This is a genomic window from Sulfitobacter sp. SH24, from assembly GCF_965641895.1.
Taxonomy (GTDB): Bacteria; Pseudomonadota; Alphaproteobacteria; order Rhodobacterales; family Rhodobacteraceae; genus Sulfitobacter; species Sulfitobacter dubius.
Window position 1 is genome coordinate 3,066,410 of record NZ_OZ282575.1, and the last position, 24,216, is coordinate 3,090,625.

Genomic DNA, 24,216 nt, shown 5'->3' on the forward strand with positions numbered 1-24,216 from the left:
AACCGCATGCGCCGAAAAGGTGCAACAAAAAAGAGAAAGGGGAAGCGCCCGAACACCCCCCCTTTCAACACCCGAGCGACAGGGACGTGCCGCTCGGTCAAGGCACGCCGGTGTTACCGACGGGCCAAGCTGTAACCCGAGTCGCGCAGGCAGCGGGCATCATAGCCGTAGCGCGCGCCGTCCGCCGTCTTCACGCGCTTGGCGCAATAGTTGGGCAGACGGTCGACTTGGGCGTAATTCTTTTCAAGGCAGGGTTCGCCAAACATCATCACCTTGCCGTCTTCGCCGTTAAAGCTGCGGAAGCACTGCTGCGGCAGCAGCTTGCGATCCACCCGCTCAGGCAGGGGGCGCACTTCGCGCTTGGGCGATGTCCGGGCAGTGCGACGGGGCTGCGGGCGCCGATCAACATAGGGGCGCAAACGGGGCCGCTCGGAAACCGTGGGGTAATAGCGTGGCGCTTCATAAACCGGGGCGGCACGACGGCGGGTCACGGTCTCGCGTTCTTTGCGCTCTTTGTTATTGTCGTAGATCATCTTGCCCACGATCGCGACGCCCGCAATCGCGGCGAGGGTGCGCAGCACTTCCTTTTCATCGGCAGCGGCGTCGCGGGCACCAAAAGCGGTGATGGCAACCGACAGAGCGGCGATGGTAGCAATGAACTTGCGGTACATGGGTCTGGTCCCTTCTTGTTATCGGCGCGGTGTCCTGCGCCCTTTGTCGTCTGCGGCCAACGCTCGGGGGCCGTGTCTGAGTTTTCGTGTCTGTTGATGCCAGCAAATTGGGGAGAGGGCCAAAGACAGGCAATAACAGGGGGTCGTTATCGAATAACAAGAGGCCGAAAACACCTTAGTTATTGAATATCAGCGGGCAAACGCGCATTAAAAATGTATGAAAAACGCATGTTTCACCCTGATGACCGCGCTGGCGGTCACTGTGGCCCTGCCCGCGATGGCAACGGCTGGCTGCTATGCCGATTATAAGGCCAAGCAAGACAATCCGCTGCGCCTCCATTATGGGGTGGCGCAGATTAATGATGCCTGCGATGCCGCCGGCGCCAAGGCCGAACTCACGCCACGACTTGCGGCGGAGGGCTGGACATTGTTGAATATCCTCTCCGTATTCGGCGACGAAGGTCTGGATCAAAGGAAAGACAGTGCAGGAACATTCTACCTCCGCTTCTGACATGCGCAGATTTGGCGGGCGTTTCGTAGGCGGTGGCATTGCCGCCGTCGTGCTGGTGTTGCTGGCCGGGGCGGCGTTGCTGCTTTGGGCGCTGCCCGATGCCAATGCCTTTAACGCGCGGGTTGAGCGGATTTTTATCGAAAATGACGATCTGACCACCCAAGCCGAGATCAAGCTGCTCGAAATCCTCGCCCAGTCCGGCACCGCATTTTCCGAGACATTGGCCAGCTATCGCATTGTGATCGTGGTCTTGCTGGTCTTTGCCAGCGCGATGCTGATCGCGGCGATGGTGTTTCTGATCATGCTCGTCGGCTTCAACCGTCGCATGGCGCAGATCGAGCGGACGGGCATTCAGGTGAACTCATTGCTGATCAGCCGCGAAGAAAACACCGTTTACCTTAATAACCTCGGATTCAAACTGACCGCAGCGGCGATGGAGACGATGTCAGTTCTCGCCGAAGCGCGGATGGATGACGACGTACTGTCAGGCTCCGAGATCGAGGGCATGATCTCTGGCCGCAGCCCCGCCGATTGCGATGAGGCCGCCGGGGCCACGCGGATCAAACGTTTGCGCGACACATTAGGCAATCAATTGGTGTCGGAACTGCTGGTCAAAAACATCGCCCGGCGTGGCTATATGCTGGCGATCAACAAGGACGTCATCAAGGTTCTTTAACCCCGGCAGAGCGGCGCCCTGCCCGGTCTGCGCGCGGCTGGCCCTAGCCAATGCCCCGCAGGCACGTTAAATGGCGTCAAATTTAATTGGACAGACTGGAGTAATCAGATGGGTTATCGCGTCGCCGTCGTCGGTGCCACAGGCAATGTGGGCCGTGAAATGTTGAACATCCTCGCGGAACGTCAGTTCCCCGTGGACGAGATCGTGGCCCTGGCCAGCCGCCGTTCGCTGGGTTCGGAAATCAGCTTTGGGGACAAGACCCTCAAGACCAAAGACCTCGACACTTTCGACTTCACTGGCTGGGACATGGCGCTCTTTGCCGTGGGCTCCGAAGCGACCAAGAAATACGCCCCCGCCGCTGCGAAGGCGGGCTGCGTGGTGATCGATAACTCGTCGCTTTACCGCTATGACCAAGACGTGCCGCTGATCGTGCCCGAGGTGAATCCGCAGGACGTGCACGGCTATTCCAAGAAAAACATCATCGCCAACCCCAACTGCTCGACCGCGCAGATGGTCGTGGCGCTGAAGCCGCTGCACGACCGCGCCAAGATCAAGCGCGTCGTCGTCTCGACGTACCAGTCGGTTTCCGGCGCGGGCAAGGAAGGCATTGATGAGCTTTGGGATCAGACCAAAAGCATCTACAACCCGACCGATGACAAGCCCGCCAGCAAGTTCACCAAGCAGATCGCATTCAACGTGATTCCGCATATCGACGTCTTCCTCGAAGACGGCTCGACCAAGGAAGAATGGAAGATGGTCGCCGAGACCAAAAAGATCGTCGACCCGTCGATCAAAGTCACCGCGACCTGCGTGCGTGTGCCGGTATTCGTGGGCCATGCGGAATCGATCAACATCGAATTCGAAGACCACCTCGACGAAGCCGAAGCCCGCGACATCCTGCGCGAAGCGCCGGGTCTCATGGTGATCGACAAGCGCGAAGACGGCGGCTACGTCACGCCGGTGGAATGCGTGGGTGACTTCGCCACCTTTATCAGCCGCATCCGTCAGGACAGCACCATCGACAACGGCATCAACCTGTGGTGCGTCAGCGACAACCTGCGCAAGGGTGCCGCCCTGAACGCCGTACAGATCGCCGAACTGCTGGGCCGCGAAGTACTGAAAAAAGGCTGAGGTTCAGCCGCAGTTCTGAATAAGAAAGGGGGCCAAACGGCCCCCTTTTTCGTCTCTGCCTCATGCATCTGCGATGGGCTCAAACCGGCTCGAATGTCTTTGCCTTGGCGTCGTAATATTCCAAGCTGCCCTCGCCGATGTCCGTCCACAGGCCGTGCAGGCTCAGCGTGCCATCTTCGACCTTTTCCTTGATCCACGGGAAGGTCATCAGGTTCTCAAGCGAGGTCAGCACGGCCTGACGCTCCAGCAAAAGCTGCTGCTCCGCCGCGTCTTCGACCTTTTCTACCGTCTCGTATTTCGGGCGCAGCAGGTCCATCCAGCGGCCCACGAAACTGTCTTGGTTCTCAAGCTCGGGCGCGTTGCCTTTGCACATCTGGATACACCCCGCGACGCCACCGCAGCTGGAATGGCCCAGCACAATCAGATGCGCGACCTTCAGCGCGTTGACGGCATATTCCACCGCCGCCGAGGTACCGTGCTGTTTGCCATCCGGCTCATAGGGCGGGACGAGGTTGGCGATATTGCGGTGAATGAAGAACTCGCCTTGATCGGCGCCAAAGATCGAGGTCACATGCACGCGGCTGTCGCAGCAGGAGATCACCATCGCGCGCGGGCGCTGCCCCTCAGCGGCCAATCGGCGGTACCATGTCTGGTTCTCGGCATAGCCGGTCGCCTTCCACCCTTGATAGCGTTGCAACAGATACGACGGCAGAGCCTTGGCCTTGTCCATGTGTAAACGTCCCTTAATGCATGAAGCGGTTTCAGCGCAGATAGCGCAAATACCATACGAATTCGAGAGAAAAGACTCCACCATCGCAACCCTTTGCACACCATCTTGCGTGATGTTGCGACATGGCCGTGGGGGCTGATTGAAGGATGACAACGATGCAACTTGTGCAAATACGCCCGATGGAACAAATCCGTGTCGATCAAGACTGTCTTGGGCTGCTCTACACGCAACTCGGAGAAGTGGGGGCCGAAGATGTCGTCTGTCGCGCGTCGGAGGAATTGGCTTTGCGGATGTCCCATTGCAAAAGTCTGCACCAGAGCCAAGACCGCGCCGGGCTGCGCAAAAGCGTGCATCGTCTGATCGCCATTGCCGAGCAGATTGGCATGGCATTGGTCTCGCAGGTGGCGGCCGATGTTATAGCCTGTATTGATGCCAAGGATGACATCGCCACCGCCGCCACGCTGTCGCGCTTGATCCGCAGCGGGGAACGGTCGCTGACTGCGATCTGGGACTTGCCAGACCTCACGATCTGATCGCTTGCGGGTGGCGATGGAAAGAGTAGGCTGCGCGCAAATCCAGATTTGCAAAGGTTTGTCATGTCCGCCGAATTCGCCACCCCCTCCGCCAATGCCCTGCCGCTTCATGTCTTGAGCGAAGCCGCGCTTGAAGGCTGGCTTGCCGATCAGCCCGGCGCTGTGCAGGCATGGGTGAAAGCCGGCGGTTTTTCGGGCGGCCTTGGTCAGGCGCTTGTCGTGCCGGGGGAGGAAGGCACTCCCGCGCTGGCATTGGTGGGCTACGGCACCGAAGCCGCGCGCCGGCGGGGCCGCTTTCACCTTGCTGCCGCTGCGGCAAAGCTGCCTGCGGGGGACTACCGAATTGAAAGCGGTCTGCCGGAGGACCAAGCGGCGAATGAAGCGCTCGGCTGGCTGCTGGCAGGCTACCGCTTTGACCGCTACCGCGACCAGACGCCACTGGCGGCCCGGCTTGTCGCGCCCGAAGGGATCGACGCCGCGCAGATCACCGCACTTGCCACGGGCGAGATGCTGACCCGCGACCTGATCAACACCCCCGCCTCTGACATGGGGCCGCCCGATCTCGAAGCCGCCGCGCGCAAATTGGCCGAGCAGCATGGCGCGGAGATTGGTGTCATCACCGGCGATGCGCTCTTGGAAAACAACCTGCCGATGATCCACACCGTGGGCCGCGCCGCCGACCGCGCGCCGCGCCTGATCGATATGGCGTGGGGCGACAAGGGGCCAAAGCTGACGCTTGTCGGCAAGGGCGTCTGTTTCGACACCGGCGGGCTGAACCTGAAACCCGGTGCATCGATGGCGCTGATGAAAAAGGACATGGGCGGGGCCGCTGCCGTATTGGGGCTGGCGCATATGATCATGGCCACCGGCATGGAGGTGCAGCTGCGCGTGCTGATCCCGGCGGTGGAGAACTCCGTCTCCGGCAACGCCTTCCGCCCCGGCGACATCCTGACCTCGCGCAAGGGGCTGACGGTAGAGATCAACAACACCGACGCCGAAGGGCGTCTGGTATTGGCCGATGCGCTGGCGCTGGCGGATGAGGACAAACCGGATCAGATCATCTCGATGGCGACGCTCACTGGGGCCGCACGGGTCGCCGTGGGGCCGGACCTTGCGCCTTATTACAGTGACGATGCCGCTTTCGTCTCGGCCTTGGAAAGCGCCGCTGCGGGCTCTGCCGATCCGGTCTGGCGGATGCCTTTCCATGACGCTTACGAGGCGCTGATTGAGCCCGGCATCGCCGACCTCGACAACGCGCCCAAGGGCGGGTTCGCCGGGTCGATCACCGCAGCGCTTTTCCTGCGCCGTTTTGTGACCGAGAGCAAATATGCCCATTTTGACATCTACGGCTGGCAGCCCGCCGACGCCCCCGCCCGCCCCAAAGGCGGCACCGGGCAAGGCACCCGCGCGATCTATGCCGCACTGCCTGCCCTGCTAAAGCCATGAGCGATCCACGCCTCACCCCAGACCCGGCGCTGGCGAGCCAAAGCCGCGCCGCGCAGGTGGCGGTGCCGGTGGCAGACCTCTGCCGTCGACCCGACGGGCCGCGCGACCGGCAGGTGTTGTTCGGTGAGCAGGTAACCGTCCTGCATGAGGCGTCGGGCTGGGCCTATGTGCAGGCCGAGAAGGATGGCTATTGCGGCTATGTCCTGCAAAGCACCCTTGGCACACCGCGCAACGCCACCCACCGTGTCTGCGTCCCCGCCACCCATGCCTATGTCAGCGCCGATCTAAAATCGCCCGACCTGCTGAGCCTCAGCTACGGTGCGCGCGTCACGGTCAGGGCAGAGACCAAGGATTTCGCCGAGACCCCGCAGGGCCATATCCCGCGCGGCCACCTTGCCCCCATCGACAGCCATGAGGAAGACCCCGCGCAGATCGCGGCGCTGTTCCTCGGCACGCCCTACCTTTGGGGCGGCAACAGCCGCTGGGGGATTGATTGTTCCGGTCTCGTGCAGGCGGCGCTGCTGGCCTGCGGCATCCCCTGCCCCGGTGACAGCGACCAGCAGGAAAAGACCGTGGGCGCCCCCGTCAGCGGCGCCTATCAGCGCAATGATCTGCTGTTCTGGAAAGGCCATGTCGCGTTGGTGGTGGATGGCGAGACGATGATCCACGCCAATGCCCATGCGATGGCCGTGAGCTATGAAAACATCGCCGACGCCATCGCCCGGATCGAGGCGGGCGGGGACGGCCGGGTGACGGCACATCGCCGCCCCGGCGTTTAGTCCACCGCGCGGATCAGCTTACGCTCTAACACACGCAGCACCGCTTTAAGGTCATGGCCCCGGCGCAGCACCTGCCCGCCGGTGCCCACCACCGCATACATGCCCTGCCGATTGCGCAGCTTGGGCCGCTTTTCGATCCGGTACAGCGGTATCTCCGCCGTGCGCCGAAAGACTGAAAAGACCGCCACTTCTTTAAGGTGGGAAATCCCATAATCGCGCCACTCTCCGGCGGCGACCATCCGGCCATAAAGCGATAGGATCAGCGACAGTTCCGTGCGGTGGAATGCGACCTGTTCGGCGGGGCGCTCGAAAGCCGTGATCGGCGATGGGGGCTCTATGCTCATGGCTTTACAGTTGACCCTGATGGGGGCCAAATCAAGCCCTGACATGGTCGAATGCGCCGCTCAAAATTTCTTGAAAGCGTTACAGAATTGTGCAACCAATCTGAAAAATGAAACACAAAGGCCCGATGGAATGACCCCAGAAGCCCGCGCCCGCAAATGTGCCGAGGTGATGTTCGCCCAAGATTCCGCCTCTGCCGGATTGGGCATGACCATCGACGATGTGACCCCCGGCGGCGCGGTTTTGTCGATGTCGGTGCGCCCGGGCATGCTGAACGGCCACGGCATTTGCCACGGCGGATTTATCTTCACACTGGCCGACAGCGCCTTTGCCTTTGCCTGCAACAGCTACAACCAAACCACTGTCGCCCAGCAGAACCAAATCACATATCTCAGCCCCGGTCAGCCAGAGGAGCGGCTGACCGCCACCGCATGCGAAGTGTCGCGTAGCGGGCGGTCGGGCATCTATGACGTTACCGTCACGGGCGAGGATGACCGTGTCGTGGCCCTGTTTCGCGGGCTCTCCCGCAGCATCAAGGGCCAGCTATTTACCGAGGAGGAGCCGACCTGATGAAAGACCTGACCCCCGCGAAGGACACGCTCGACCCGATTGAGATCGCCAGCCGGGACGAAATCAGCGCCCTGCAATTGGACCGTCTGAAATGGTCCCTGCGCCACGCCTATGACAACGTGCCTTTCTACAAGCAAAGCTTTGATGATGCAGGCGTGCACCCCGACGATCTGAAACAGCTTTCCGATCTTTCGCGTTTTCCCTTCACGGTAAAGACCGACCTGCGTGATAATTACCCCTTTGGCATGTTCGCCGTGCCGCGCGATCAGGTGGCGCGGATCCATGCGTCTTCCGGCACCACCGGACAGCCGACGGTGGTGGGCTATACCAAGCACGATCTGGCGAACTGGGGCCAAGTCGTTGCCCGTTCCCTGCGCGCGGCGGGGATGCGCCCGGGCGACATGCTGCACAACGCCTATGGCTATGGGCTGTTCACCGGCGGTTTGGGCATCCACCTCGGCGCTGATGCGCTTGGCCTCTCGACCGTGCCAATCTCGGGCGGGATGACACCACGCCAAGTGCGGCTGATCGAAGATTTCCAGCCCAAGGGCATCACGGTGACACCCTCCTACGCGCTGTCGATCCTGGATGAATTCGCCAACCAAGGCATTGATCCGCGCCAATCCTCACTTGAGGTTGGCATCTTCGGGGCTGAGCCTTGGACCAACGCCATGCGGCTTGAGATCGAACAAGCCTTCGACATGCATGCCGTCGATATCTACGGCCTCAGCGAAGTCATGGGGCCGGGCGTTTCGATGGAATGTGTGGAGACCAAGGACGGGCTGCACATCTGGGAGGATCACTTCTACCCCGAAATCATTAACCCCGAAACGGGTGCCCCGGTCGAAGATGGTGAAATGGGCGAGCTGGTGTTCACCTCCCTCACCAAACAAGCCTTCCCGATCATCCGCTACCGCACCCGCGACCTCACCCGTCTGCTGGCGGGCACCGCGCGCTCCATGCGCCGGATGGAGAAGGTCACGGGCCGCAGCGACGACATGATTATCCTGCGCGGCGTCAACGTTTTCCCCACCCAGATCGAAGAGGCGCTGATGGCCACGCCCGGGCTGGCCCCGCATTTCCAGATCGAACTCTCGCGCCCCGATCGGATGGATCAGATGCGCGTGCTCTGCGAATGCGCCGATGCCAGCGTGACCCCCGACGCCCGTGCCACCGCAATCAAAGCGCTCTCGGCGCAGATCAAGCAAACCGTCGGCATCTCGGTCAAGGTCGAGGTTATGGACGTAGGCGGCGTTGCCCGGTCAGAGGGCAAAGCCGTGCGCATTCTCGACAAGCGGCCAAAGGGCTAGGGGGTCGAGCCTAGCCGCAGGTGACCTTGGCGATTTTCCCTTCCGCGTCCAGCACGATGTTGGTGCGATTGGGATTGGCGTCCATGGTCACCGGGTCGCCCTCGGTATAGACGCGCTTGGGCTCGGACACGATGTTTGCCGCCGCGCGGGGACGGCCAATCAGACCCCACCAGCTGCCTTCTTTGCACGTCTCCGCCAGTGGCTTGGCAGGCGTGGGCGCGGTAGGCGTGCTGGAATTGCTGGAACTGCTGGAGTTACTAGACGGCTCATTCACCGCGTCGATCACCGAATTGGGCAGGGGCTTGGGCTTGGTCGTGGAGGCGCGCGCTTCTGTCCGTGCGGGGCGTGGCGCGGTCTGTGTGGGCGGTGTTGTTGTGGCCGCCGGAGGCGTAATCTGCCCCCTCGGCGCAACCGGGGCCGGAATGGGGTTTTGCACCGGCGCTGTCGCCACTTCGGCGCAGCCCGCCACCAATAGGGGTGCCAAGAAAACTAATCTCATGTTCCAAACCTCGTTATTCGCGTGGCGTCGGAGCAAGGGCCGACCATCTCGCAACAGGTAGGTCCATCCCGCGCGTCGCCAAGGGCAAGGCGCTTTGCATTTGCTGGAACCCGCCGATGGCACTACGGTAAGCGCCAGATTACGGAGTTCTCCCATGCGATTTTCGTTCAACCGCAAACGTTTCAAAGACCTCAGCGAACAAGAGGTGCTGGCGCTTGCTATTTCCTCCGAAGAGGACGACGCGCGCATCTATCGTGACTATGCCGAACGGCTGCGTGAAGAATACCCCGACAGCGCCGCAATCTTTGACGGGATGGCCGAGGAGGAAAATGAACACCGCCGCCGCCTCATTGATCTGCACCGCAGCCGTTTTGGAGAGGTCATCCCCCTCATCCGGCGCGAGCATGTTTCTGGCTATTACGCCCGGCGCCCGGTCTGGCTGATCGAAAACCTGTCGCTGGAGCGCATCCGGCAAGAGGCCGCCGCAATGGAGCAGGATGCCGAGAAGTTCTACCTCGCCGCCGCGGCCCGCACCAGCGACGCCGCGACCCGGCAGCTTTTGGGTGATCTGGCCGCAGCCGAGGCAGGCCACCAAGGCAACGCACAGGATCTGACAGAACGGCACCTTGATGACGACAGCCGCAGCGACGAGGACAGCCGTGCGCATCGGCAATTCCTGCTGACTTGGGTGCAACCGGGTCTGGCGGGGCTGATGGACGGCTCTGTCTCTACCCTCGCCCCAATCTTCGCCACGGCCTTTGCCACCCATAACACTTGGACGACCTTCCTTGTGGGCCTTGCCGCCAGTGTGGGCGCCGGCATCTCGATGGGGTTTACTGAGGCCGCGTCGGATGACGGCGAGTTGTCGGGTCGTGGCTCCCCCATAAAACGCGGGTTGGCGTCGGGCGTGATGACCACTGTGGGTGGGCTGGGCCACGCCCTGCCCTACCTCATCACCGACTTCTGGACCGCCACCGTCGTCGCGATCATCGTCGTCTTTGTAGAGCTTTGGGCCATTGCGTGGATCCAGAATAAGTTCATGGAAACACCCTTCTTTCGCGCCGCGTTCCAGGTGGTGCTGGGCGGCGCATTGGTCTTTGCCGCTGGGGTGCTGATCGGCTCAGGTTAAGGCAAAGAGCCATGCCCCATTGCACCCCAAGGGCGGGCTGGCTAATGCTTGACCCATGGTCGCGATCTTCCTGAAAACCCTGCCGTTCTTTGCGCTGATCGGCCTTGGCTACTGGGCCGGGCGCACGCGGTTCTTCTCAGCCGAAGCGACGGCCTATCTCACCAAATTCGTCTTCTACTTCGCCCTTTCGGCGATGCTGTTTCGCTTTTCTGCCAACCTGTCACTGGCCGAGGTTTGGGACAGCCGCCTTGTCGCTGCCTACCTTTGGGGGACGGCTTTCGTCTATGCCATCGCGAGCCTCATTGGCTTCCTGCGTGGGCTCGACGTGGCGACCAACGGGATCGAGGCGCAATGTGCCGTGATCGGCAACACCGGGTTTCTGGGCGTGCCGATGCTGACGCTGCTCTTGGGGCCAGAGGCGATTGGCCCGGTACTGCTGGCGCTGACCGTCGACATGATCATTTTCTCCAGCCTGATCGTGATCCTCATCACCGGCTCCCGCGAGGGGCAGTTGCGGCTGGCGACCTTCAAGATCGTCGGGCTCGGCCTGCTGAAAAACCCAATGATCGTCGCCATCACACTGGGGTTCCTTTGGTCCGGCTTCGGCATCCCGATCCCGGTGCCGCTGAACGAATTTCTGGCCATCCTAGGCGGGGCCGCCACCCCCGGGGCGCTCTTTGCCATTGGTGCCTCGCTTGCCTCTAAATCCGCCGAACGGATCGAGATCGCGGGCTGGCTGACCTTTTGCAAGCTCGTGCTGCACCCGCTGTTCGTGGCCTTTGGCGCGCTATTCCTCTTCGGCGTCGACCCGTACAAAGCCGGGGTTATCATCGCCACGGCCTCTCTCCCGGTCGCGGGCAATGTCTATATGCTCGCTCAACACTACGGCGTCGCCCCTCAGCGGGTCTCTGCCGCCATTCTCGTCTCAACCACAGTCAGTATCGTGACCGTCAGCCTTGTCGTAGGCTGGGTCTCGGCCCTGTGACACATTCAAGTTCGAAAGGAACGCTGCCATGAAGACCATCTCGGAAAACGCCTGTTTCGGTGGCACGCAGGGGGTCTATTCTCATGCGTCCGACGCCTGCGGCTGCGACATGACCTTTGGCCTCTTCCTCCCCGCCGAGGCCCAGGACGGCCCGGTGCCGGTGCTGTGGTATCTCTCGGGCCTGACCTGCACCCATGAGAACGCCATGACCAAAGCGGGTGCGCAGCTTTGGGCGGCAGAGCACGGCATCGCTGTCGTCTTCCCCGATACCTCCCCGCGGGGCGAGGATGTGGCGGATGAAGACGCTTACGACCTCGGCAAAGGCGCGGGGTTCTATGTGAACGCGACGCAGCAGCCTTGGGCGAAAAACTATCAGATGTGGGACTATCTGGCTGATGAGCTGCCCGGCCTGATCGGCGAAAACTTCGCCATTGATATGGAGCGGCAGGGCATCACCGGGCATTCCATGGGCGGGCATGGCGCGTTGACACTGGCGATGAACCTTCCGGGGCGGTTCCTCTCGGTCTCGGCCTTCGCGCCGATCACCCACCCCACGTCGAGCGACTGGGGCAAGAAGCAACTCAGCGCCTATCTGGGGGCGGATGAAAGCACTTGGACAAAACACGACAGCACTCTGCTGATGCGCGAAAAAGGCTTCGATGGCCCGATCCTGATCGACCAAGGCAGCAGCGACCAATTCCTTGACCTGCTGAAACCCGAAGCACTGGCCGAGGCCATGGCCGCCAAACGCCAGCAAGGCAGCTTCCGCATGCAGCCGGGCTATGACCACAGCTATTTCTTCGTGGCGAGCTTTATGGAAGATCACGTCGCCTTCCACGCCGACGCGCTCTATGCAGGTTAAGCCATGACCGCGCTCTACATCGACGCCGACGCTTGCCCCGTCAAAGCCGAGGCCGAGCGGGTGGCGACCCGCCATAAGGTCAAGATGTTCCTCGTCTCGAACGGGGGCCTGCGCATGTCGCAAAACCCGCTGGTCGAGGTGGTGATCGTACCTGACGGGCCCGACGTGGCCGACATGTGGATCGCTGACCGCTGCGGGCCCGGCGATGTGGTGGTCACGGGGGATATCCCGCTGGCCGCGAAATGCGTGGAAGCCGGGGCAAGGGTGCTGAAACACAACGGCGAGGCGCTGACGCAGGCCAATATCGGCAACGTGCTGGCGACCCGCGATCTGATGACCGACCTGCGCGCCGCCGACCCCTTTCGCCAAGGCGGCGGCAAGGGGTTTACAAAGGCCGACCGCTCCCGCTTCCTAGAGGCATTGGAGCGGGAATTGCGCGCGGCAACGCGGGGTTAGCCCCGCGTTTAGGAATTGATAGGGCAAGTGATATGACACCACAGGCAGTCGTTTTCGACATCGGCAACGTATTGATCGAATGGCAACCGGAACGCTTTTACGACAGCGTCATCGGCCCCGACCGCCGCCGCGCCATGTTCGACGCGGTAGACCTGCACGGCATGAACGACCGCGTCGACAGCGGCGAAAACTTCCGCGACACGATCTATGCCACGGCTGAGGAATACGCCGATTGGCGAGATGAAATCCGCCTCTGGCACGACCGCTGGATTGAGATGGCCGCCCCGGTGATCGACCACTCCTTGCGGCTGATGAAAGCGCTTCAGGCGCGTGGCGTGCCAGTCTTCTCGCTCACTAATTTTGGCATCCAGAGCTATGACCACGCGGCAACCCATTATCCCTTCCTGCGTGAGTTCGACCGCGATTTCATTTCGGGCCACCTTGGCATGATCAAACCCGCGCCGTCGATTTACAAAGCCGTGGAGCAAGGCAGCGGCCTGCCGCCCGAAGCGCTACTGTTCACCGACGACCGCGCCGACAATATCGCCGCCGCCGCCGCGCGCGGCTGGCAGACGCATCACTTCACCGGACCGCAGGGCTGGGCCGACCGGCTCGTTCACGCCGGGCTGCTGAGCCGGGAGGAAGCCGCATGACCGTGATCCCCAATATCTCTTTCGACGAAGGCGAAGCGCTGCTGGACTGGATTGCGCTCACCGATGCGCTGGCCGCGGGGCATGACCTGCCCAAGGCCGAGATTGGTGATACCTTCCTCTATCGCGGCAAAGACACGCTTCTCAGCCGCGCGGCATGGATCGACGGGCTGGGCATCGCGGTGAAATCCGCCACGATCTTCCCCGGCAATCCCCACCGCGAAGTGCCGATGGTCAATGGTGGCGTGTCCCTCTTTGATGACGAGACCGGCACGCTCGCCGCGATCGTGGATTTCCACCTCGTCACCAAATGGAAAACCGCTGGCGACAGCCTGCTCGCCGCGCGGCGGCTGGCGCGACCCGACAGTGGGAACATCCTGATCGTCGGCGCGGGCACCCAAGGCCGTGCGCTTCATGCCGCCTATTCCGCAGCCTTCCCGAAGGCGCGTTTCACCGTCTGGAACCGGACGCCCAAGAACGCCGAGGCGATGGCGGCTGAGCTAAAGATCAACGTAGCGACCGATCTGGAGCAGGCCGTCCGTGCCGCCGATATCGTCACCTCTGCCACCATGTCGACCGACCCGCTGATCATGGGCGATTGGCTGCAACCCGGCCAGCACGTCGATCTGATCGGCGCCTACCGCCCCGACATGCGTGAGGTGGACGACACGGCGCTGCTGCGGTCGCGGGTCTTCGTGGACAGTTTCGACACCACGATCGGCCATATCGGCGAAATCAACATCCCGCTTGAGGCAGGCGCAATCGCTCGCGATCACCTGATCGCGGATTACTACGACCTCGGGGTCTTCACTCGCCAAAGCGATGACGAAATCACCCTGTTCAAAAACGGCGGCGGCGCGCATCTCGACCTGATGACCGCGCGACACATCCTTGAGCGTTGGCGGGCCCGTTAAGCGGTCACCAACCCCTCGAGCCGTTTCTCGCGGATCGGCAAATGGACCACGGCGCTGAACGCCCCCACGGCCACACCGACCCACCAGACGCCGGTGTAGCTGCCATAGATGTCATACATCCGCCCGCCCAGCCACACGCCGAGGAAGCTGCCCAACTGGTGGCTGAAAAAGACGATCCCATAAAGCGTGCCCATGTAGCGCAGCCCGTAGATATGCGCGACCAATCCGCTGGTCAGCGGCACTGTGGCAAGCCAAAGCGCCCCCATACCGACAGAGAATAAGATCACCGTCATCGGCGTGATCGGAAACATGATAAAGGCCGCTGCGATCACCGTGCGCCCCACATAGATCCCCGCTAGCAGGTATTTCTTGGAATAACGTTTGCCCGCCCATCCGGCGAGCAAAGTGCCCGCAATATTTGCGAGGCCAATCAGCGAAATCGCCACCGCACCGAGCGCCGAGGTGGTCGTGATTCCGATGTTATGCAGCACGCCACCGGCCAAAATCGGACCGCACATCTCGGTCACGAAAGCCGGGAAATGCGCGGTGATAAAGGCAAGCTGGTAGCCGCAGGAGAAGAAGCCAAGAAAGATCAGCGTATAGGAGGGATCGCGGAAAGCTTTACCGAGGATCTGGCCCATCGACTCCTCCAGCTCTGCCCGGCTGGCCATCGCAGGCGCGCGCATCATCGGCAGGGTCAGCAGCATCGCAAGGATCACACCCGCGAAACTGACAAAGGTCATCTGCCAAGACATGAAGCTGAGCATCCACTCCGCCACCGGCGCGCCAAAGACCTGCCCCGCACTGCCCGCCGCCGTGGCAATCGCCAGCGACATGGAGCGATTGTCATCCGACGCGGCGCGGCCCACCACGGCCAAGATCACGCCGAACCCGGTCCCCGCGATGCCAAAACCCACCAGCCACGCATAGGTCTGATGCTCAATCGGTGTGGCGGAATTGGCCGAGAGCAGCAGACCCACGGCATAGACGACCGCTCCGATGATGATCGCCTTTCGGTCGCCAATCTTTTCCGCCAGCGCCCCAAAGATCGGCTGGCCGATGCCCCAGGCAAGGTTCTGGATCGCGATGGCGAGCGAGAATTCGCTCCGCGCCCATGCGAATTCCTCGGCAATCGGGATTTGGAAAACACCGAAGGAGGCCCGCACGGCAAAGCTGACCATGATGATGATACATCCGACCATCAGGACCGGGGTGAACAGGGGCGCGCGGCTTTGCATGGAGGAAATCCTTTCCGCGGCAGATTATGAGTTTCCCCGCCGCCGTCAATTGCGCATCCGTAAGGCCAAAGACTGGCCAGCCCGCCCGCGCTGACGTAAACCCTGCCTGACAAAGCAAACGGGATCCCCATGGACGAGATCGACAACAAGATCATCGCAGAACTGCGCCGCGACGCACGCATGTCCTATTCCGCGCTGGCGGCCACCACCGGTCTGTCGCGGGTGACGGTGCGGGCGCGGGTGGAGCGGCTGGTCAGTTCCGGTGCAATTTTGGGCTTCACGCTGATCCTGAAAGAAGACATGCGCCACAGCCCAATCCGGGGTCATACCCTCTTGGCCATCGAAGGGGCGGGCACCGACCGGATCAAACGCATCCTTGCGGGCATGCCCGCCGTACAGGCGATCCATTCGACCAATGGCAAATGGGATTTGATTGTCGAAACGGGGACCGAGACCGTCGAAGAGTTGGACAGCGTGCTGGGCCAGATTCGCCGCATTCAGGGGGTGAGTTCCAGCGAGACGAACCTGCTGCTGGCCACCCAAATGACGGTCACGAAATAGCCTAATCGGCAGAGAGCACCACCACCTCAACCCGGCGGTTCTGCTCGCGGCCCGCTTCGGTCAGGTTGCTGGCCCGCGGCGCGAGATAGCCCGCGCCCTGCGCCTCGACCCGGCCGGGGGCCACGTCATAGCTCTGCACCAAACGTTGCCGCACAGCCTCTGCCCGACGGCGCGACAGGGCGGTGTTGGCGTCCAAACTGCCCACCGCATCGGTGTGGCCCACCAGCGCCACGCGCAGATCCGGCTCGGCCTTGAGCAACTCGGCCAGCCGCTCAAGTGTGGCAAAAGGGCCGGGACCAAGCGCAGAGGTGCCGGTCTCGAACTCCAGCCGGTTGAGGACCAGATGGCCGTCGACTTTCAGAGTTTCTGCGAAATCGCCCGTCGCAGTGGCAAGCGGCACCTCGGCAGTCGCCTCTGGCGTGATGGGGGTGCTTTCCCCTTCGGGCGCATCGCCGCTGCGGGCTTGGATAATCTGCACATAGGCCGAGGTCGCCGCCGTGCTGGCAAGGATGCTGATCGCCTCGGTCGGCGTTCCGTCCTCGCCCCGGCGCAGGGCGGTGATGAAGTGGAAAGCCCGCAGGTTCACATACATGTTCGGCCCCGGCAGCACCTCCACGGCAAAGCGAAAATCAAAGCCCCCGCATTCCCGCGCAGCACAGTCGAGCACGATGTCAAAGCCCGCTTCATTAAGCTGCCGCCGCAGCGGGCGCATCACCTGCAAGGCGGTCAGCCCCGGCGTATCCATCCGCCAAGCGGCGCGGCGCACACTGCCATCTACATTGACCCGCGCCACCTGACCTTCGGCATAGACCCCGACCGGCGCCGCATAGCGATCCGGCGCGGTGTTACGCTCTGCCGTCGGGCGTGCGATGCTGGGCAGCGCCAGTTCAAGCGCCGCCGCCGGAGCTGCCAGCAGCACCCAGAGCAGAGCCGCAGCAGCCCCCGACCGGCTCATCGCGCCTGCGCGTGGTAATCGTCGTTCGGGCGCATGTCGGTGGCGCTGGCCACCCGGTTGGTCATGTTAAAGAAACCCGCCACACTGGCGATATCGAAGATGTTACGGTCGGTGAAGCCTGCATCGCGCAGGGCCTGACGGTCGGCCTCCTCGACCTTGGCGCTCGCCTCGGTCAGCTTCACCGCGAAATCCAGCATGGCGCGTTGTTTGGCGCTGATCTTGGCCACGCGGTAGTTCATCACCAGCGCCTCGCCCAATTGCGGATCGCCCGACATTTCGCGCACCGCCGCGCCATGGGCCACAAGGCAGTAGTAGCATTTATTGACCGAAGACACCGCCACCGCGATCATCTCACGCTCTAGCTTGCTGAGCGCACTGTCAGCCAGCATCAGATCGTTATACATGCCCGCAAAAGCGTTCAGCTTGTCGATGTCAAAGGCATAGGCCCGCAGGACATTCGGCACCATTCCGAGCTTTTCCTGACAGATGTCGAAATACTTCTGCGTCGCTTCGGGCAGCGGATCGACCATCGGCAGATCAAGGGCGGTGGGCATGTCGTTGGCCATGGTCTTATCCTTTACTCAGTGCTTTGACGGTAATGATAGTGCCCGACCGGGGCAAAGCCCAGTTTGGCATAGAGCGCCTGCGCGCGGGTGTTGGTATCGACGCAGAGCACCGAAAGCCGCTTGGCCCCTTGGGCCTGCCCCCAATGGGCGGCGGCGCGCATGATCCAAGTGGCCACACCTTGGCGCTGTTGATGGGGCAGCACCTCGACCGCGTGGACCATGCAGATATCATTGTGCACCCCGGCAAAGGCCACGCCTGCGGGTTTCTCGTTCCAGCGCGCAAGGATGCCTGTTTTGGTCGCGGCACGGTCCATCACGGCAAGGCGCGCGGGGCCGACCCCGCCGGCGGCCCAGACCTCGGCCATGATCGCCAGCGGCTCCCAAATGCAAAAGGCGGTGACTGGGGGCATCGGCACATCCGTCAGTCGGGTGATCGGCAGGCTTAGGACCCTGACCGGATCGACCACGTCATAGCCCCGCGCGGCCAGCAGCGCGTCGAGGTCATCTTCCCCCGCGCGGACCATGAAAAGCGGGCGCTGGTCCATCTCGCGCATCGCCGCTTCGGCAGCCGGAATGTCGGCATCGGAGATCGCCCCACGCGCTGTCGCTGCCGAAACACGTTTGCCGCCGCCCTGCCCTTCGCGCAGAGTCCATGGCCCGTGATCAAACCGCCGCGCGGCGGGCCATGTCGCGTCACCCGCGTCAAAAAACGCCTGCGCCTCACTCATGCGAAGGCGGCCTTGAGCTTGGCCATCGCGGCTTCGACCATCCCCGGATCGCTGCCCCGGATCACCACATGCGCGCCAAAGACACCGTCCTTTTGAAACGGGTAGCTGCCCATCGACAGATGCGGATATTCCTCGGCCAGCCCCCCCAGCGGCCCGGCGATATCGCCTTCGCCCCGGTCGATGCGCAGCGTCTCACTGATCAGGGGTTGGCCGCCTGTGAGCCCCGGCAGAACGCTGGCAACCATCGCCTGAAAGACCGTGGGCACCCCGGCCATCACATGCACATTCTCAACCACGAACCCCGGCGCGGCAGAGACCGGGTTTTCGATCAGCGCGGCGCCCTCAGGAATACGCGCCATGCGCAGGCGGGCCTCGTTCATTTGCGTTCCCGCGCGGGCGTAGTGTTCGGCCAGTATCTCGCGCGCGTCGTCGCGCACGTCGATATCACGGTTAAAGGCGGCGGCGATGCAATCGGCGGTGATGTCGTCATGGGTCGGCCCGATACCGCCCGAGGTGAAGACATGGGTATAGGCAGACGACAGCGCCTGCACGGCGGCGATGATCGCCCCGTGATCGTCCGAGACCACGCGCACTTCGCGCAGGTCGATCCCCACTTTCGTCAACTCCCCCGCAAGGTGATGCATATTGCTGTCGCGGGTCCGGCCCGAGAGGATTTCGTCGCCGATCACGATCATCGCGGCGGTGGGGTTTGACATGGGGCGGCTCCTTGAGGATGGCGTCCCTTCGGTATAGGCCGCGTGCCATGCGCTTTCAAACCCAACTTGTCCCCGCCCGGCTGATCCGCCGCTACAAACGCTTTCTGGCTGATTGCAGGCTAGAGGAGACGGGCGAGGAAGTGATCGCTCATTGCGCCAACCCCGGCTCGATGATGGGGCTGGCGGAACCGGGCAGCCGCATCTGGCTGGAGCCGAACGACGATCCGAAGAAAAAGCTGAACTACGGCTGGCGTTTAGTGGACCATGAGAACGGCCATTTCACCGGCGTCGACACCTCCCTGCCCAACCGCGCGATGAAGGCGGCGTTGATCGCACGCGAGGTGGCGCCGCTTGCCGCCTATACCGAGGTCCAGCCCGAGGTGAAATACGGCGAAAACTCCCGCATCGACTTCCTGCTGCGCGGCGATGGCCTGCCCGATGCCTATGTCGAGGTCAAATCCGTCACCCTCTCGCGGCAGACGGGCCTTGCCGAATTCCCCGACAGTGTCACCGCACGCGGGGCGAAACACCTTGGCGAACTAGCGCGGATGGCTGAGGCCGGGCACCGCGCCTTGCTGCTCTATCTGGTGCAACGCACCGATTGCACGCAGATGACCCTCGCCGCCGATATCGACCCGACTTATGCCGCTGCGTCCCAAGCGGCGCGGGCGGCGGGGCTGGAAATCTACGCCATCGGCACCCATATCACGCCCCAAGCCGTCACACTGGCGCAACCGATCCCCTTTGCGGGCTGAGCTGCACTGGCCCTTGCCGGAAAGCCACGCTAAATAGGAGCGAACACAAGGATGGAGAGAGCGGTGAACAACGCACACCGAGGCCGCCAGACGCGCGACGGCATTCGCATTTACGAGCCTTCGGATCACGCCGGGATGCAAGCGGCGGGCCGTCTGGCCGCCACGATCCTCGACGAGATCGCAGAGCATGTCTTCCCCGGTCAAACCACCGGAGAGCTTGACCGCCTGATCGAAGAGAAGGTCAACGCCGCCGGCGCGAAATCCGCGACGATCGGCTACAAAGGCTATCAGCACGCGAGCTGCATCTCGGTGAACCATGTGGTCTGCCACGGGATCCCCAGCGACAAGAAGCTGAAAGACGGCGACATCCTGAACATCGACGTGACCGTGATCGTCGATGGCTGGTTCGGCGACACCAGCCGCATGTATGTGGCGGGCAAGCTTTCGCGCAAGGCCGAGCGATTGATCAACGTGACCCATGACAGCCTGATGCACGGGATTGAGGCGGTGAAGCCGGGCAATACCTTTGGCGACATTGGCCATGCGATCCAGACATTTGTCGAAGGCCACCGCATGTCCGTCGTGACCGATTTCTGCGGTCACGGGCTTGGGCAGGTCTTTCACGCGCCGCCCAACGTGCTGCACTATGGCCGCCCCGGCACGGGTGCTGTGCTTGAGCCGGGCATGTTCTTTACCATTGAGCCGATGGTGAACCTTGGCCGGGCCGAGACCAAGACCCTCGCCGATGATTGGACCGCCGTGACCCGCGACAAATCCCTCTCGGCGCAGTTCGAGCATTCGGTTGGCGTGACCGAAGATGGTGTGGAGATTTTCACCCTCTCGCCCGGCGGCTTGTTCCACCCGACTTATAAAACCGACTGAAACGCTGCGGGGGCACGGCCCCCGCACGCCTATGCGTCGATGGCGACCAAATGGTTGTCCCACGCGCGGCTGGCTGTGGTCAGCCGCGATAGCGTAGCCTCTTGCAGCGACAGGATACCGCCCAGCCCATCCGTGGCGACAAAGCCGCCCCGGCCCGGCGCCAGCCCGCAGACATCGGCACGGCGGTGGCTGGCGAGGAAAGCACCATTGTCGTCAAAGACATGCAACCGCCCGCCCCGCGGTGACGTGATCCCGACCGCCCCGCCATCCGCCGCAAATGCCACGCTGCCCGCGTAGCCCTGCATCGCGATCTGCTCGGCCAGATCGGCCTCGGCTAGGATCGCCGACTGCCCGCGCCGGTGCAGCCCCAGCAGGGGCACACCGTCACCCGGCTCCCCTTGCCATTGCATCGCAAAAGCCACCTGCCCGTCTGGTGCCAAGGCCAGATGACGGATCGAATTCTTGTGAAGCTCATCGGGCAGCGCCACCTGCTCCAGCACTTCGCCCGAGAGGCTGACATAGGACAGGTTGGGCCGCATATCTCCAATGTTCAACTTCTCCCGCCCGCTGTCGGGATGCGTGCGGATGCCGCCATTGGCCACCACCAGCACATCCTCGGCCCAGCGGCGGATTTCATGCGGGCCGATCCCGCCCGAGGCGATCTCGCCAATCCGGGCGTAACCCTTTGCGCGGGACCACAGTCCGATGCGCCCTTCGCCGGTGTCGATCTCATTCTCGCTGGTGGCGAGGATGGCCCCGCCCTGCAAAAACGCCCCATGCCCGTAGAAATGCCGCCCCTCTGGCGCGTCGAGGCGATGGGCCACTTGCCCCTTCTCACAGTCGATCACCAGTGCAAACCGCCCTGGACGGCGGGCAAAGGCCACGGCCTCGGGCGCCGTGGGATGCGCGGCGGCGGCATGGCCACGGTCGGGCAGCGGAATGCGGAAAATGTCGTGGCCGGTCCCGTCCAGCCCGAAAAGCGCATAGTCCCCCGAGGGGTCGCGCGCAGCGGCAAGGTAGACGGGGCTTCCGGCGGCAGCCCAGCCCATCGCCGGCAGACTCGACGCGGCGGCGAGACCGGCGAGGAAATGGCGGCGCGACGGCATCAATCGCCATCCGCCGAGTTAAACCCGACCGAAACGCCGAGCGCAGGGGCGATCTCGGCCCCCACCGCCTCGGAAATGGCACGCACGTCATTTTGCAGTGCTTCGACCCGGATACGGCTGATCGGATCGGCCACCCCGGCGAAAACAGGGTCTTCCAAGCCGCGGGCGGCGGTGAGCGCGCGGTCAAATGCGGCATCGGCCTTGGGGGTGGGCGCGTCCGACAGCGTCCCGGCCAGACCCTGCAATGCTTCAAGCGACAGAACCACATTGCGCAGGCTGCGACCCGAACGGCGCGCCTCGGCCACCTGCGGTTTGGGGGCGTCAAAACTGCCCATTGGGCGGCCCAGACGTTGGTCGGCGACGAACTCCAACCCGGTGGCGAGCGCAGTGTAGAGCGCCTGAGATGCTTCGCGCGGGCTGAGGAAACGGCTGTTCCCCGCCTCCCCGGCGCTGCCGAGCGTGGCGGCGAAATCCTCACCCCATGCGGTGTCGACCTCGCGCCCCAGCACGGCCAGATCAGCCGCCATCGCTTGGGCCAGTGCGCAGCTATAGCTCTCGGCCCCGTAGCCTGCGAAGTCTTCGTCATAAAGCAGCCGTTCCAGCGCAAAGAGCCCGCGCGCGGCGATGGAGACTTCGGCATACTCCCCGCTTGTCGCAATCGGGTCTTCCTCGGCCACCAGCCGCGCCACGCTGCGCCCCACCATGCCGCGCGTATCGGGCCAGAAGGCGATGGCCAGCCCGCGCCCGTCTTCTTCCAACGGTCCAAGGGTCAGATGCGCGATGCCCATCCATGCGTCGAAAGCCTCTTGATAGGCCGGGCGCAGGGCCGTGTCGGTGCAATCCGCCTCCGCGGCCGCGCCTAGCGCTGCGGTAGCTGAGGCGAAACGGGCGGTGCCCGGCAACGCGTGATCGTCGATCACCTCGCTCACCCCGGCAAGGGCGGGGGCGGCGGACAACAGAAAGGTGGCGGTCAGAAGGCTGCGCATCAGAGGCTCTCCAGATAGCGGATCAGGGCGTCGCGGTCGGCTTTGGGCATGGCTACCACGGCATCACGGGCGGGCTGTGCTTCGCCGCCGTGCCAGAGCACCGCTTCGAGCAGCGACCGCGCGCGCCCGTCGTGCAGGAATTGGGTATGCCCGTTAACCTGTTCGGTCAAGCCGATGCCCCAGAGCGGCGCGGTGCGCCATTCGCGCCCATTCGCGCGGCCCTCGGGGCGGTCGTCGGCCAGCCCTTCGCCCATGTCATGGAGCAAAAGATCGGTCATCGGCCAGATCAGTTGGAAGCTCTGCTCGGGCTGATCCTCCAACCGTTCGGTCACGAATTTCGGCTGATGGCAGGAGGTGCAGCCGACCTCATGGAACACCGCCTTGCCGCGCAGCACCTCAGGTGCGCCGACATCGCGGCGGGCGGGCACGGCAAGGTTGCGGCTGTAGAAGGTCACCAGATCCAGCCCCTCGGCGTCGATCTCGGTGCCACGCGTGTCACCATCCCCATGCGGGGCGTCGCGGCAGGCGGTCTGTTCGGTGGTGCAATCGCCCCAAGCTGCGTCGAAGATGGGGGATGAAATGCCGATGTCGCCCGCAAAAGCACTGGCGGATTGTTCGCGGATCGTCGGTGCGCCGGATTTCCAGCCGAAACGGCCCAGCATCGGGCGCGCGTACTCAAAGGACCAGACGATCTGCGCCCGGCCAGAGATCCCGTCGCCGTCGGCGTCTTCCGGGTCGGCCAGTGCCAAGATATCCGCCGCCGGGATCGCCTCCAACAAGCCCAAACCGATCATCTGCGGGGCGACGCGGGGGCTGAGCATCGCGCCGTCGGCCAAGGGGCCATAGCCGAGGTCTTCGGCGCTGTAGGTCGGGCGGCGCAGGCTGGCTGTCTCCCCCTCCGACAGGGCGACTTCCACCTCTTCATAACTCACGCCCAGACGGTATTCCGCCGGATGGCCCGCCACCCCGAAATCCTGCAATTGCCCGCCATAAACCGGATCGGGCCGCGTGCGCGGGGTGCTGTCGCCCACCGAAAGCAGAAACGCCTCGATCTCGCTCATCGCCTCTTCGGGGGGCGTGGGGACCGAGATGCGCAGGAACATCGACACCGCGTCATCCTCTGGCCCCTCGGGCGGATGGCCGCGCCCGTCTTTCAGGTGGCAGCGCTGGCAGGAACGCGCGTTAAAGAGCGGCCCCAGCCCGTCAGACGCGAGCGTCGACGAGGGCGAAGAGACCCAGAGCTTTTTAAACAAACCATTGCCGACCTTAAAGTCCAACTCCCGCTCGAACGGAATGTTGCCCGAGGGCAGCGAAAACGCATCGGCATTGCCGCGCGGGCTGACCGTGGCGGCCCCTGCCGGGTTCGTCTCAAAGGGTTCGGGCTTGTCGAATTCGGTCGCGGGGGCGGTGACCTTGGCAATCCGGGCGGCCTCTTCTGCGGTGCGGGGGATCACCTTGAGATGCGGTTCCTCCAGTGCTTGTGGAGCGGCGGCGGCCATGCTCGCGGCGGCCACCGTGAGCATCGGAAT

Annotated in this window: 29 protein-coding genes; 17 read left to right on the forward strand and 12 right to left on the reverse strand. The window is 63.3% G+C overall.

What is annotated here, in order from left to right; genetic code table 11:
* Positions 1–113: 113 nt before the first annotated feature.
* On the reverse strand, positions 114–671 hold the full coding sequence (locus ACSQ16_RS17680) for a hypothetical protein (protein WP_243262107.1): 558 nt from the start codon (positions 669–671) through the stop codon (positions 114–116).
* Between the two features lie 241 nt (positions 672–912).
* Here ACSQ16_RS17680 and ACSQ16_RS17685 point away from each other — a divergent pair, with 241 nt between their 5' ends.
* From ACSQ16_RS17685 to ACSQ16_RS17695, 3 genes are all read left to right on the forward strand, one after another.
* The gene (locus ACSQ16_RS17685) at positions 913–1,182 is read left to right on the forward strand and encodes a hypothetical protein (RefSeq protein ID WP_394805062.1); all 270 of its coding nucleotides are present in this window, start codon (positions 913–915) and stop codon (positions 1,180–1,182) included.
* A gap of 1 nt (position 1,183) precedes the next feature.
* Positions 1,184–1,858 (forward strand): winged helix-turn-helix domain-containing protein, encoded by a 675-nt coding sequence (locus tag ACSQ16_RS17690; RefSeq protein WP_243263112.1) that lies wholly within the window; start codon positions 1,184–1,186, stop codon positions 1,856–1,858.
* A gap of 108 nt (positions 1,859–1,966) precedes the next feature.
* Positions 1,967–2,989: an aspartate-semialdehyde dehydrogenase gene (locus ACSQ16_RS17695; protein ID WP_067623574.1), complete on the forward strand. Its 1,023-nt coding sequence runs from the start codon at positions 1,967–1,969 to the stop codon at positions 2,987–2,989.
* A 79-nt stretch (positions 2,990–3,068) separates the two neighbouring features.
* Here the strand turns inward: ACSQ16_RS17695 and ACSQ16_RS17700 are convergent, their stop codons facing one another.
* A complete protein-coding gene (locus ACSQ16_RS17700) occupies positions 3,069–3,719 on the reverse strand; it encodes a carbonic anhydrase (RefSeq protein WP_243262105.1) in 651 nt (216 codons plus the stop codon).
* A gap of 155 nt (positions 3,720–3,874) precedes the next feature.
* Between ACSQ16_RS17700 and ACSQ16_RS17705 the strand changes: the two genes are divergently transcribed.
* The 3 genes from ACSQ16_RS17705 (at position 3,875) to ACSQ16_RS17715 (ending at position 6,477) form a co-directional block, all read left to right on the forward strand.
* Positions 3,875–4,252, forward strand: a complete 378-nt coding sequence (locus ACSQ16_RS17705) for a hypothetical protein (RefSeq protein ID WP_243262104.1) — start codon at positions 3,875–3,877, stop codon at positions 4,250–4,252.
* Positions 4,253–4,315: 63 nt separating this feature from the next.
* Positions 4,316–5,698, forward strand: coding sequence for a leucyl aminopeptidase family protein (locus tag ACSQ16_RS17710; protein ID WP_243262102.1), 1,383 nt, complete (start codon positions 4,316–4,318; stop codon positions 5,696–5,698).
* Positions 5,695–6,477: a C40 family peptidase gene (locus ACSQ16_RS17715; RefSeq protein WP_243262101.1), complete on the forward strand. Its 783-nt coding sequence runs from the start codon at positions 5,695–5,697 to the stop codon at positions 6,475–6,477. The genes ACSQ16_RS17710 and ACSQ16_RS17715 overlap by 4 nt, the downstream gene beginning before the upstream one ends.
* Here the strand turns inward: ACSQ16_RS17715 and ACSQ16_RS17720 are convergent.
* The gene (locus ACSQ16_RS17720) at positions 6,474–6,821 is read right to left on the reverse strand and encodes a DUF2794 domain-containing protein (RefSeq protein WP_093927835.1); all 348 of its coding nucleotides are present in this window, start codon (positions 6,819–6,821) and stop codon (positions 6,474–6,476) included. The two genes, ACSQ16_RS17715 and ACSQ16_RS17720, sit on opposite strands and share 4 nt — an antisense overlap.
* A gap of 130 nt (positions 6,822–6,951) precedes the next feature.
* On the opposite strand from ACSQ16_RS17720, the gene paaI reads away from it, so the two are divergent.
* Complete coding sequence (gene paaI, locus ACSQ16_RS17725) at positions 6,952–7,389, forward strand: hydroxyphenylacetyl-CoA thioesterase PaaI (protein ID WP_243262100.1); 438 nt, start codon at positions 6,952–6,954, stop codon at positions 7,387–7,389.
* The gene (gene paaK / locus ACSQ16_RS17730; protein WP_243262099.1) at positions 7,389–8,699 is read left to right on the forward strand and encodes a phenylacetate--CoA ligase PaaK; all 1,311 of its coding nucleotides are present in this window, start codon (positions 7,389–7,391) and stop codon (positions 8,697–8,699) included. The genes paaI and paaK overlap by 1 nt, the downstream gene beginning before the upstream one ends.
* Positions 8,700–8,709: 10 nt before the next feature.
* Here the strand turns inward: paaK and ACSQ16_RS17735 are convergent, their stop codons facing one another.
* Positions 8,710–9,198: an I78 family peptidase inhibitor gene (locus tag ACSQ16_RS17735; RefSeq protein WP_243262097.1), complete on the reverse strand. Its 489-nt coding sequence runs from the start codon at positions 9,196–9,198 to the stop codon at positions 8,710–8,712.
* Positions 9,199–9,352: 154 nt separating this feature from the next.
* Here ACSQ16_RS17735 and mbfA point away from each other — a divergent pair, with 154 nt between their 5' ends.
* The 6 genes from mbfA to ACSQ16_RS17765 are packed head-to-tail and all read left to right on the forward strand — an operon-like array spanning position 9,353 to position 14,194.
* On the forward strand, positions 9,353–10,327 hold the full coding sequence (mbfA, locus tag ACSQ16_RS17740; RefSeq protein WP_243262096.1) for an iron exporter MbfA: 975 nt from the start codon (positions 9,353–9,355) through the stop codon (positions 10,325–10,327).
* Between the two features lie 55 nt (positions 10,328–10,382).
* Positions 10,383–11,312, forward strand: coding sequence for an AEC family transporter (locus tag ACSQ16_RS17745; RefSeq protein ID WP_243262095.1), 930 nt, complete (start codon positions 10,383–10,385; stop codon positions 11,310–11,312).
* Positions 11,313–11,340: 28 nt separating this feature from the next.
* Positions 11,341–12,174 (forward strand): S-formylglutathione hydrolase, encoded by an 834-nt coding sequence (gene fghA, locus ACSQ16_RS17750; protein WP_243262093.1) that lies wholly within the window; start codon positions 11,341–11,343, stop codon positions 12,172–12,174.
* Positions 12,175–12,177: 3 nt separating this feature from the next.
* Positions 12,178–12,630 carry a YaiI/YqxD family protein gene (locus ACSQ16_RS17755; protein ID WP_243262092.1) on the forward strand — a complete coding sequence of 151 codons (453 nt, stop codon included), beginning with the start codon at positions 12,178–12,180 and terminating at the stop codon, positions 12,628–12,630.
* 32 nt (positions 12,631–12,662) lie between these two features.
* Positions 12,663–13,283: an HAD family hydrolase gene (locus tag ACSQ16_RS17760; RefSeq protein ID WP_243262090.1), complete on the forward strand. Its 621-nt coding sequence runs from the start codon at positions 12,663–12,665 to the stop codon at positions 13,281–13,283.
* Positions 13,280–14,194, forward strand: coding sequence for an ornithine cyclodeaminase family protein (locus ACSQ16_RS17765; RefSeq protein ID WP_243262089.1), 915 nt, complete (start codon positions 13,280–13,282; stop codon positions 14,192–14,194). Before ACSQ16_RS17760 ends, ACSQ16_RS17765 begins: the two co-directional genes overlap by 4 nt.
* On the opposite strand, the gene ACSQ16_RS17770 is transcribed toward ACSQ16_RS17765, so the two are convergent.
* The gene (locus tag ACSQ16_RS17770) at positions 14,191–15,432 is read right to left on the reverse strand and encodes an MFS transporter (RefSeq protein WP_243262087.1); all 1,242 of its coding nucleotides are present in this window, start codon (positions 15,430–15,432) and stop codon (positions 14,191–14,193) included. The two genes, ACSQ16_RS17765 and ACSQ16_RS17770, sit on opposite strands and share 4 nt — an antisense overlap.
* 129 nt (positions 15,433–15,561) lie before the next feature.
* Here ACSQ16_RS17770 and ACSQ16_RS17775 point away from each other — a divergent pair, with 129 nt between their 5' ends.
* Entirely contained in the window at positions 15,562–15,993 is a 432-nt protein-coding gene (locus tag ACSQ16_RS17775) for an Lrp/AsnC family transcriptional regulator (RefSeq protein ID WP_243262086.1), read from the forward strand.
* Between the two features lies 1 nt (position 15,994).
* Here the strand turns inward: ACSQ16_RS17775 and ACSQ16_RS17780 are convergent, their stop codons facing one another.
* From ACSQ16_RS17780 to ACSQ16_RS17795, 4 genes are read right to left on the reverse strand one after another with little or no spacing between them, the layout of a single operon-like run.
* Positions 15,995–16,948, reverse strand: coding sequence for an OmpA family protein (locus ACSQ16_RS17780; RefSeq protein WP_243262085.1), 954 nt, complete (start codon positions 16,946–16,948; stop codon positions 15,995–15,997).
* Positions 16,945–17,514 (reverse strand): peroxidase-related enzyme, encoded by a 570-nt coding sequence (locus tag ACSQ16_RS17785; protein ID WP_243262084.1) that lies wholly within the window; start codon positions 17,512–17,514, stop codon positions 16,945–16,947. Before ACSQ16_RS17785 ends, ACSQ16_RS17780 begins: the two co-directional genes overlap by 4 nt.
* 11 nt (positions 17,515–17,525) lie before the next feature.
* On the reverse strand, positions 17,526–18,242 hold the full coding sequence (locus tag ACSQ16_RS17790) for a GNAT family N-acetyltransferase (protein WP_243262083.1): 717 nt from the start codon (positions 18,240–18,242) through the stop codon (positions 17,526–17,528).
* A complete protein-coding gene (locus ACSQ16_RS17795; RefSeq protein ID WP_243262082.1) occupies positions 18,239–18,958 on the reverse strand; it encodes a competence/damage-inducible protein A in 720 nt (239 codons plus the stop codon). Before ACSQ16_RS17795 ends, ACSQ16_RS17790 begins: the two co-directional genes overlap by 4 nt.
* A 47-nt stretch (positions 18,959–19,005) precedes the next feature.
* Here ACSQ16_RS17795 and sfsA point away from each other — a divergent pair, with 47 nt between their 5' ends.
* Both sfsA and map read left to right on the forward strand, forming a co-directional pair.
* Positions 19,006–19,713, forward strand: a complete 708-nt coding sequence (sfsA, locus tag ACSQ16_RS17800) for a DNA/RNA nuclease SfsA (RefSeq protein ID WP_243262081.1) — start codon at positions 19,006–19,008, stop codon at positions 19,711–19,713.
* Between the two features lie 51 nt (positions 19,714–19,764).
* Positions 19,765–20,595, forward strand: coding sequence for a type I methionyl aminopeptidase (gene map / locus ACSQ16_RS17805; RefSeq protein WP_120349970.1), 831 nt, complete (start codon positions 19,765–19,767; stop codon positions 20,593–20,595).
* 29 nt (positions 20,596–20,624) lie between these two features.
* Here the strand turns inward: map and ACSQ16_RS17810 are convergent, their stop codons facing one another.
* Genes ACSQ16_RS17810 through ACSQ16_RS17820 form a run of 3 tightly spaced genes read right to left on the reverse strand, consistent with a single transcriptional unit; the run spans position 20,625 to position 24,210 of the window.
* On the reverse strand, positions 20,625–21,701 hold the full coding sequence (locus ACSQ16_RS17810; RefSeq protein ID WP_243262080.1) for a DUF1513 domain-containing protein: 1,077 nt from the start codon (positions 21,699–21,701) through the stop codon (positions 20,625–20,627).
* Positions 21,701–22,687 (reverse strand): imelysin family protein, encoded by a 987-nt coding sequence (locus tag ACSQ16_RS17815; RefSeq protein ID WP_243262079.1) that lies wholly within the window; start codon positions 22,685–22,687, stop codon positions 21,701–21,703. The genes ACSQ16_RS17810 and ACSQ16_RS17815 overlap by 1 nt, the downstream gene beginning before the upstream one ends.
* Positions 22,687–24,210, reverse strand: a complete 1,524-nt coding sequence (locus tag ACSQ16_RS17820; protein WP_243263111.1) for a di-heme oxidoredictase family protein — start codon at positions 24,208–24,210, stop codon at positions 22,687–22,689. Before ACSQ16_RS17820 ends, ACSQ16_RS17815 begins: the two co-directional genes overlap by 1 nt.
* Positions 24,211–24,216: the final 6 nt, after the last annotated feature.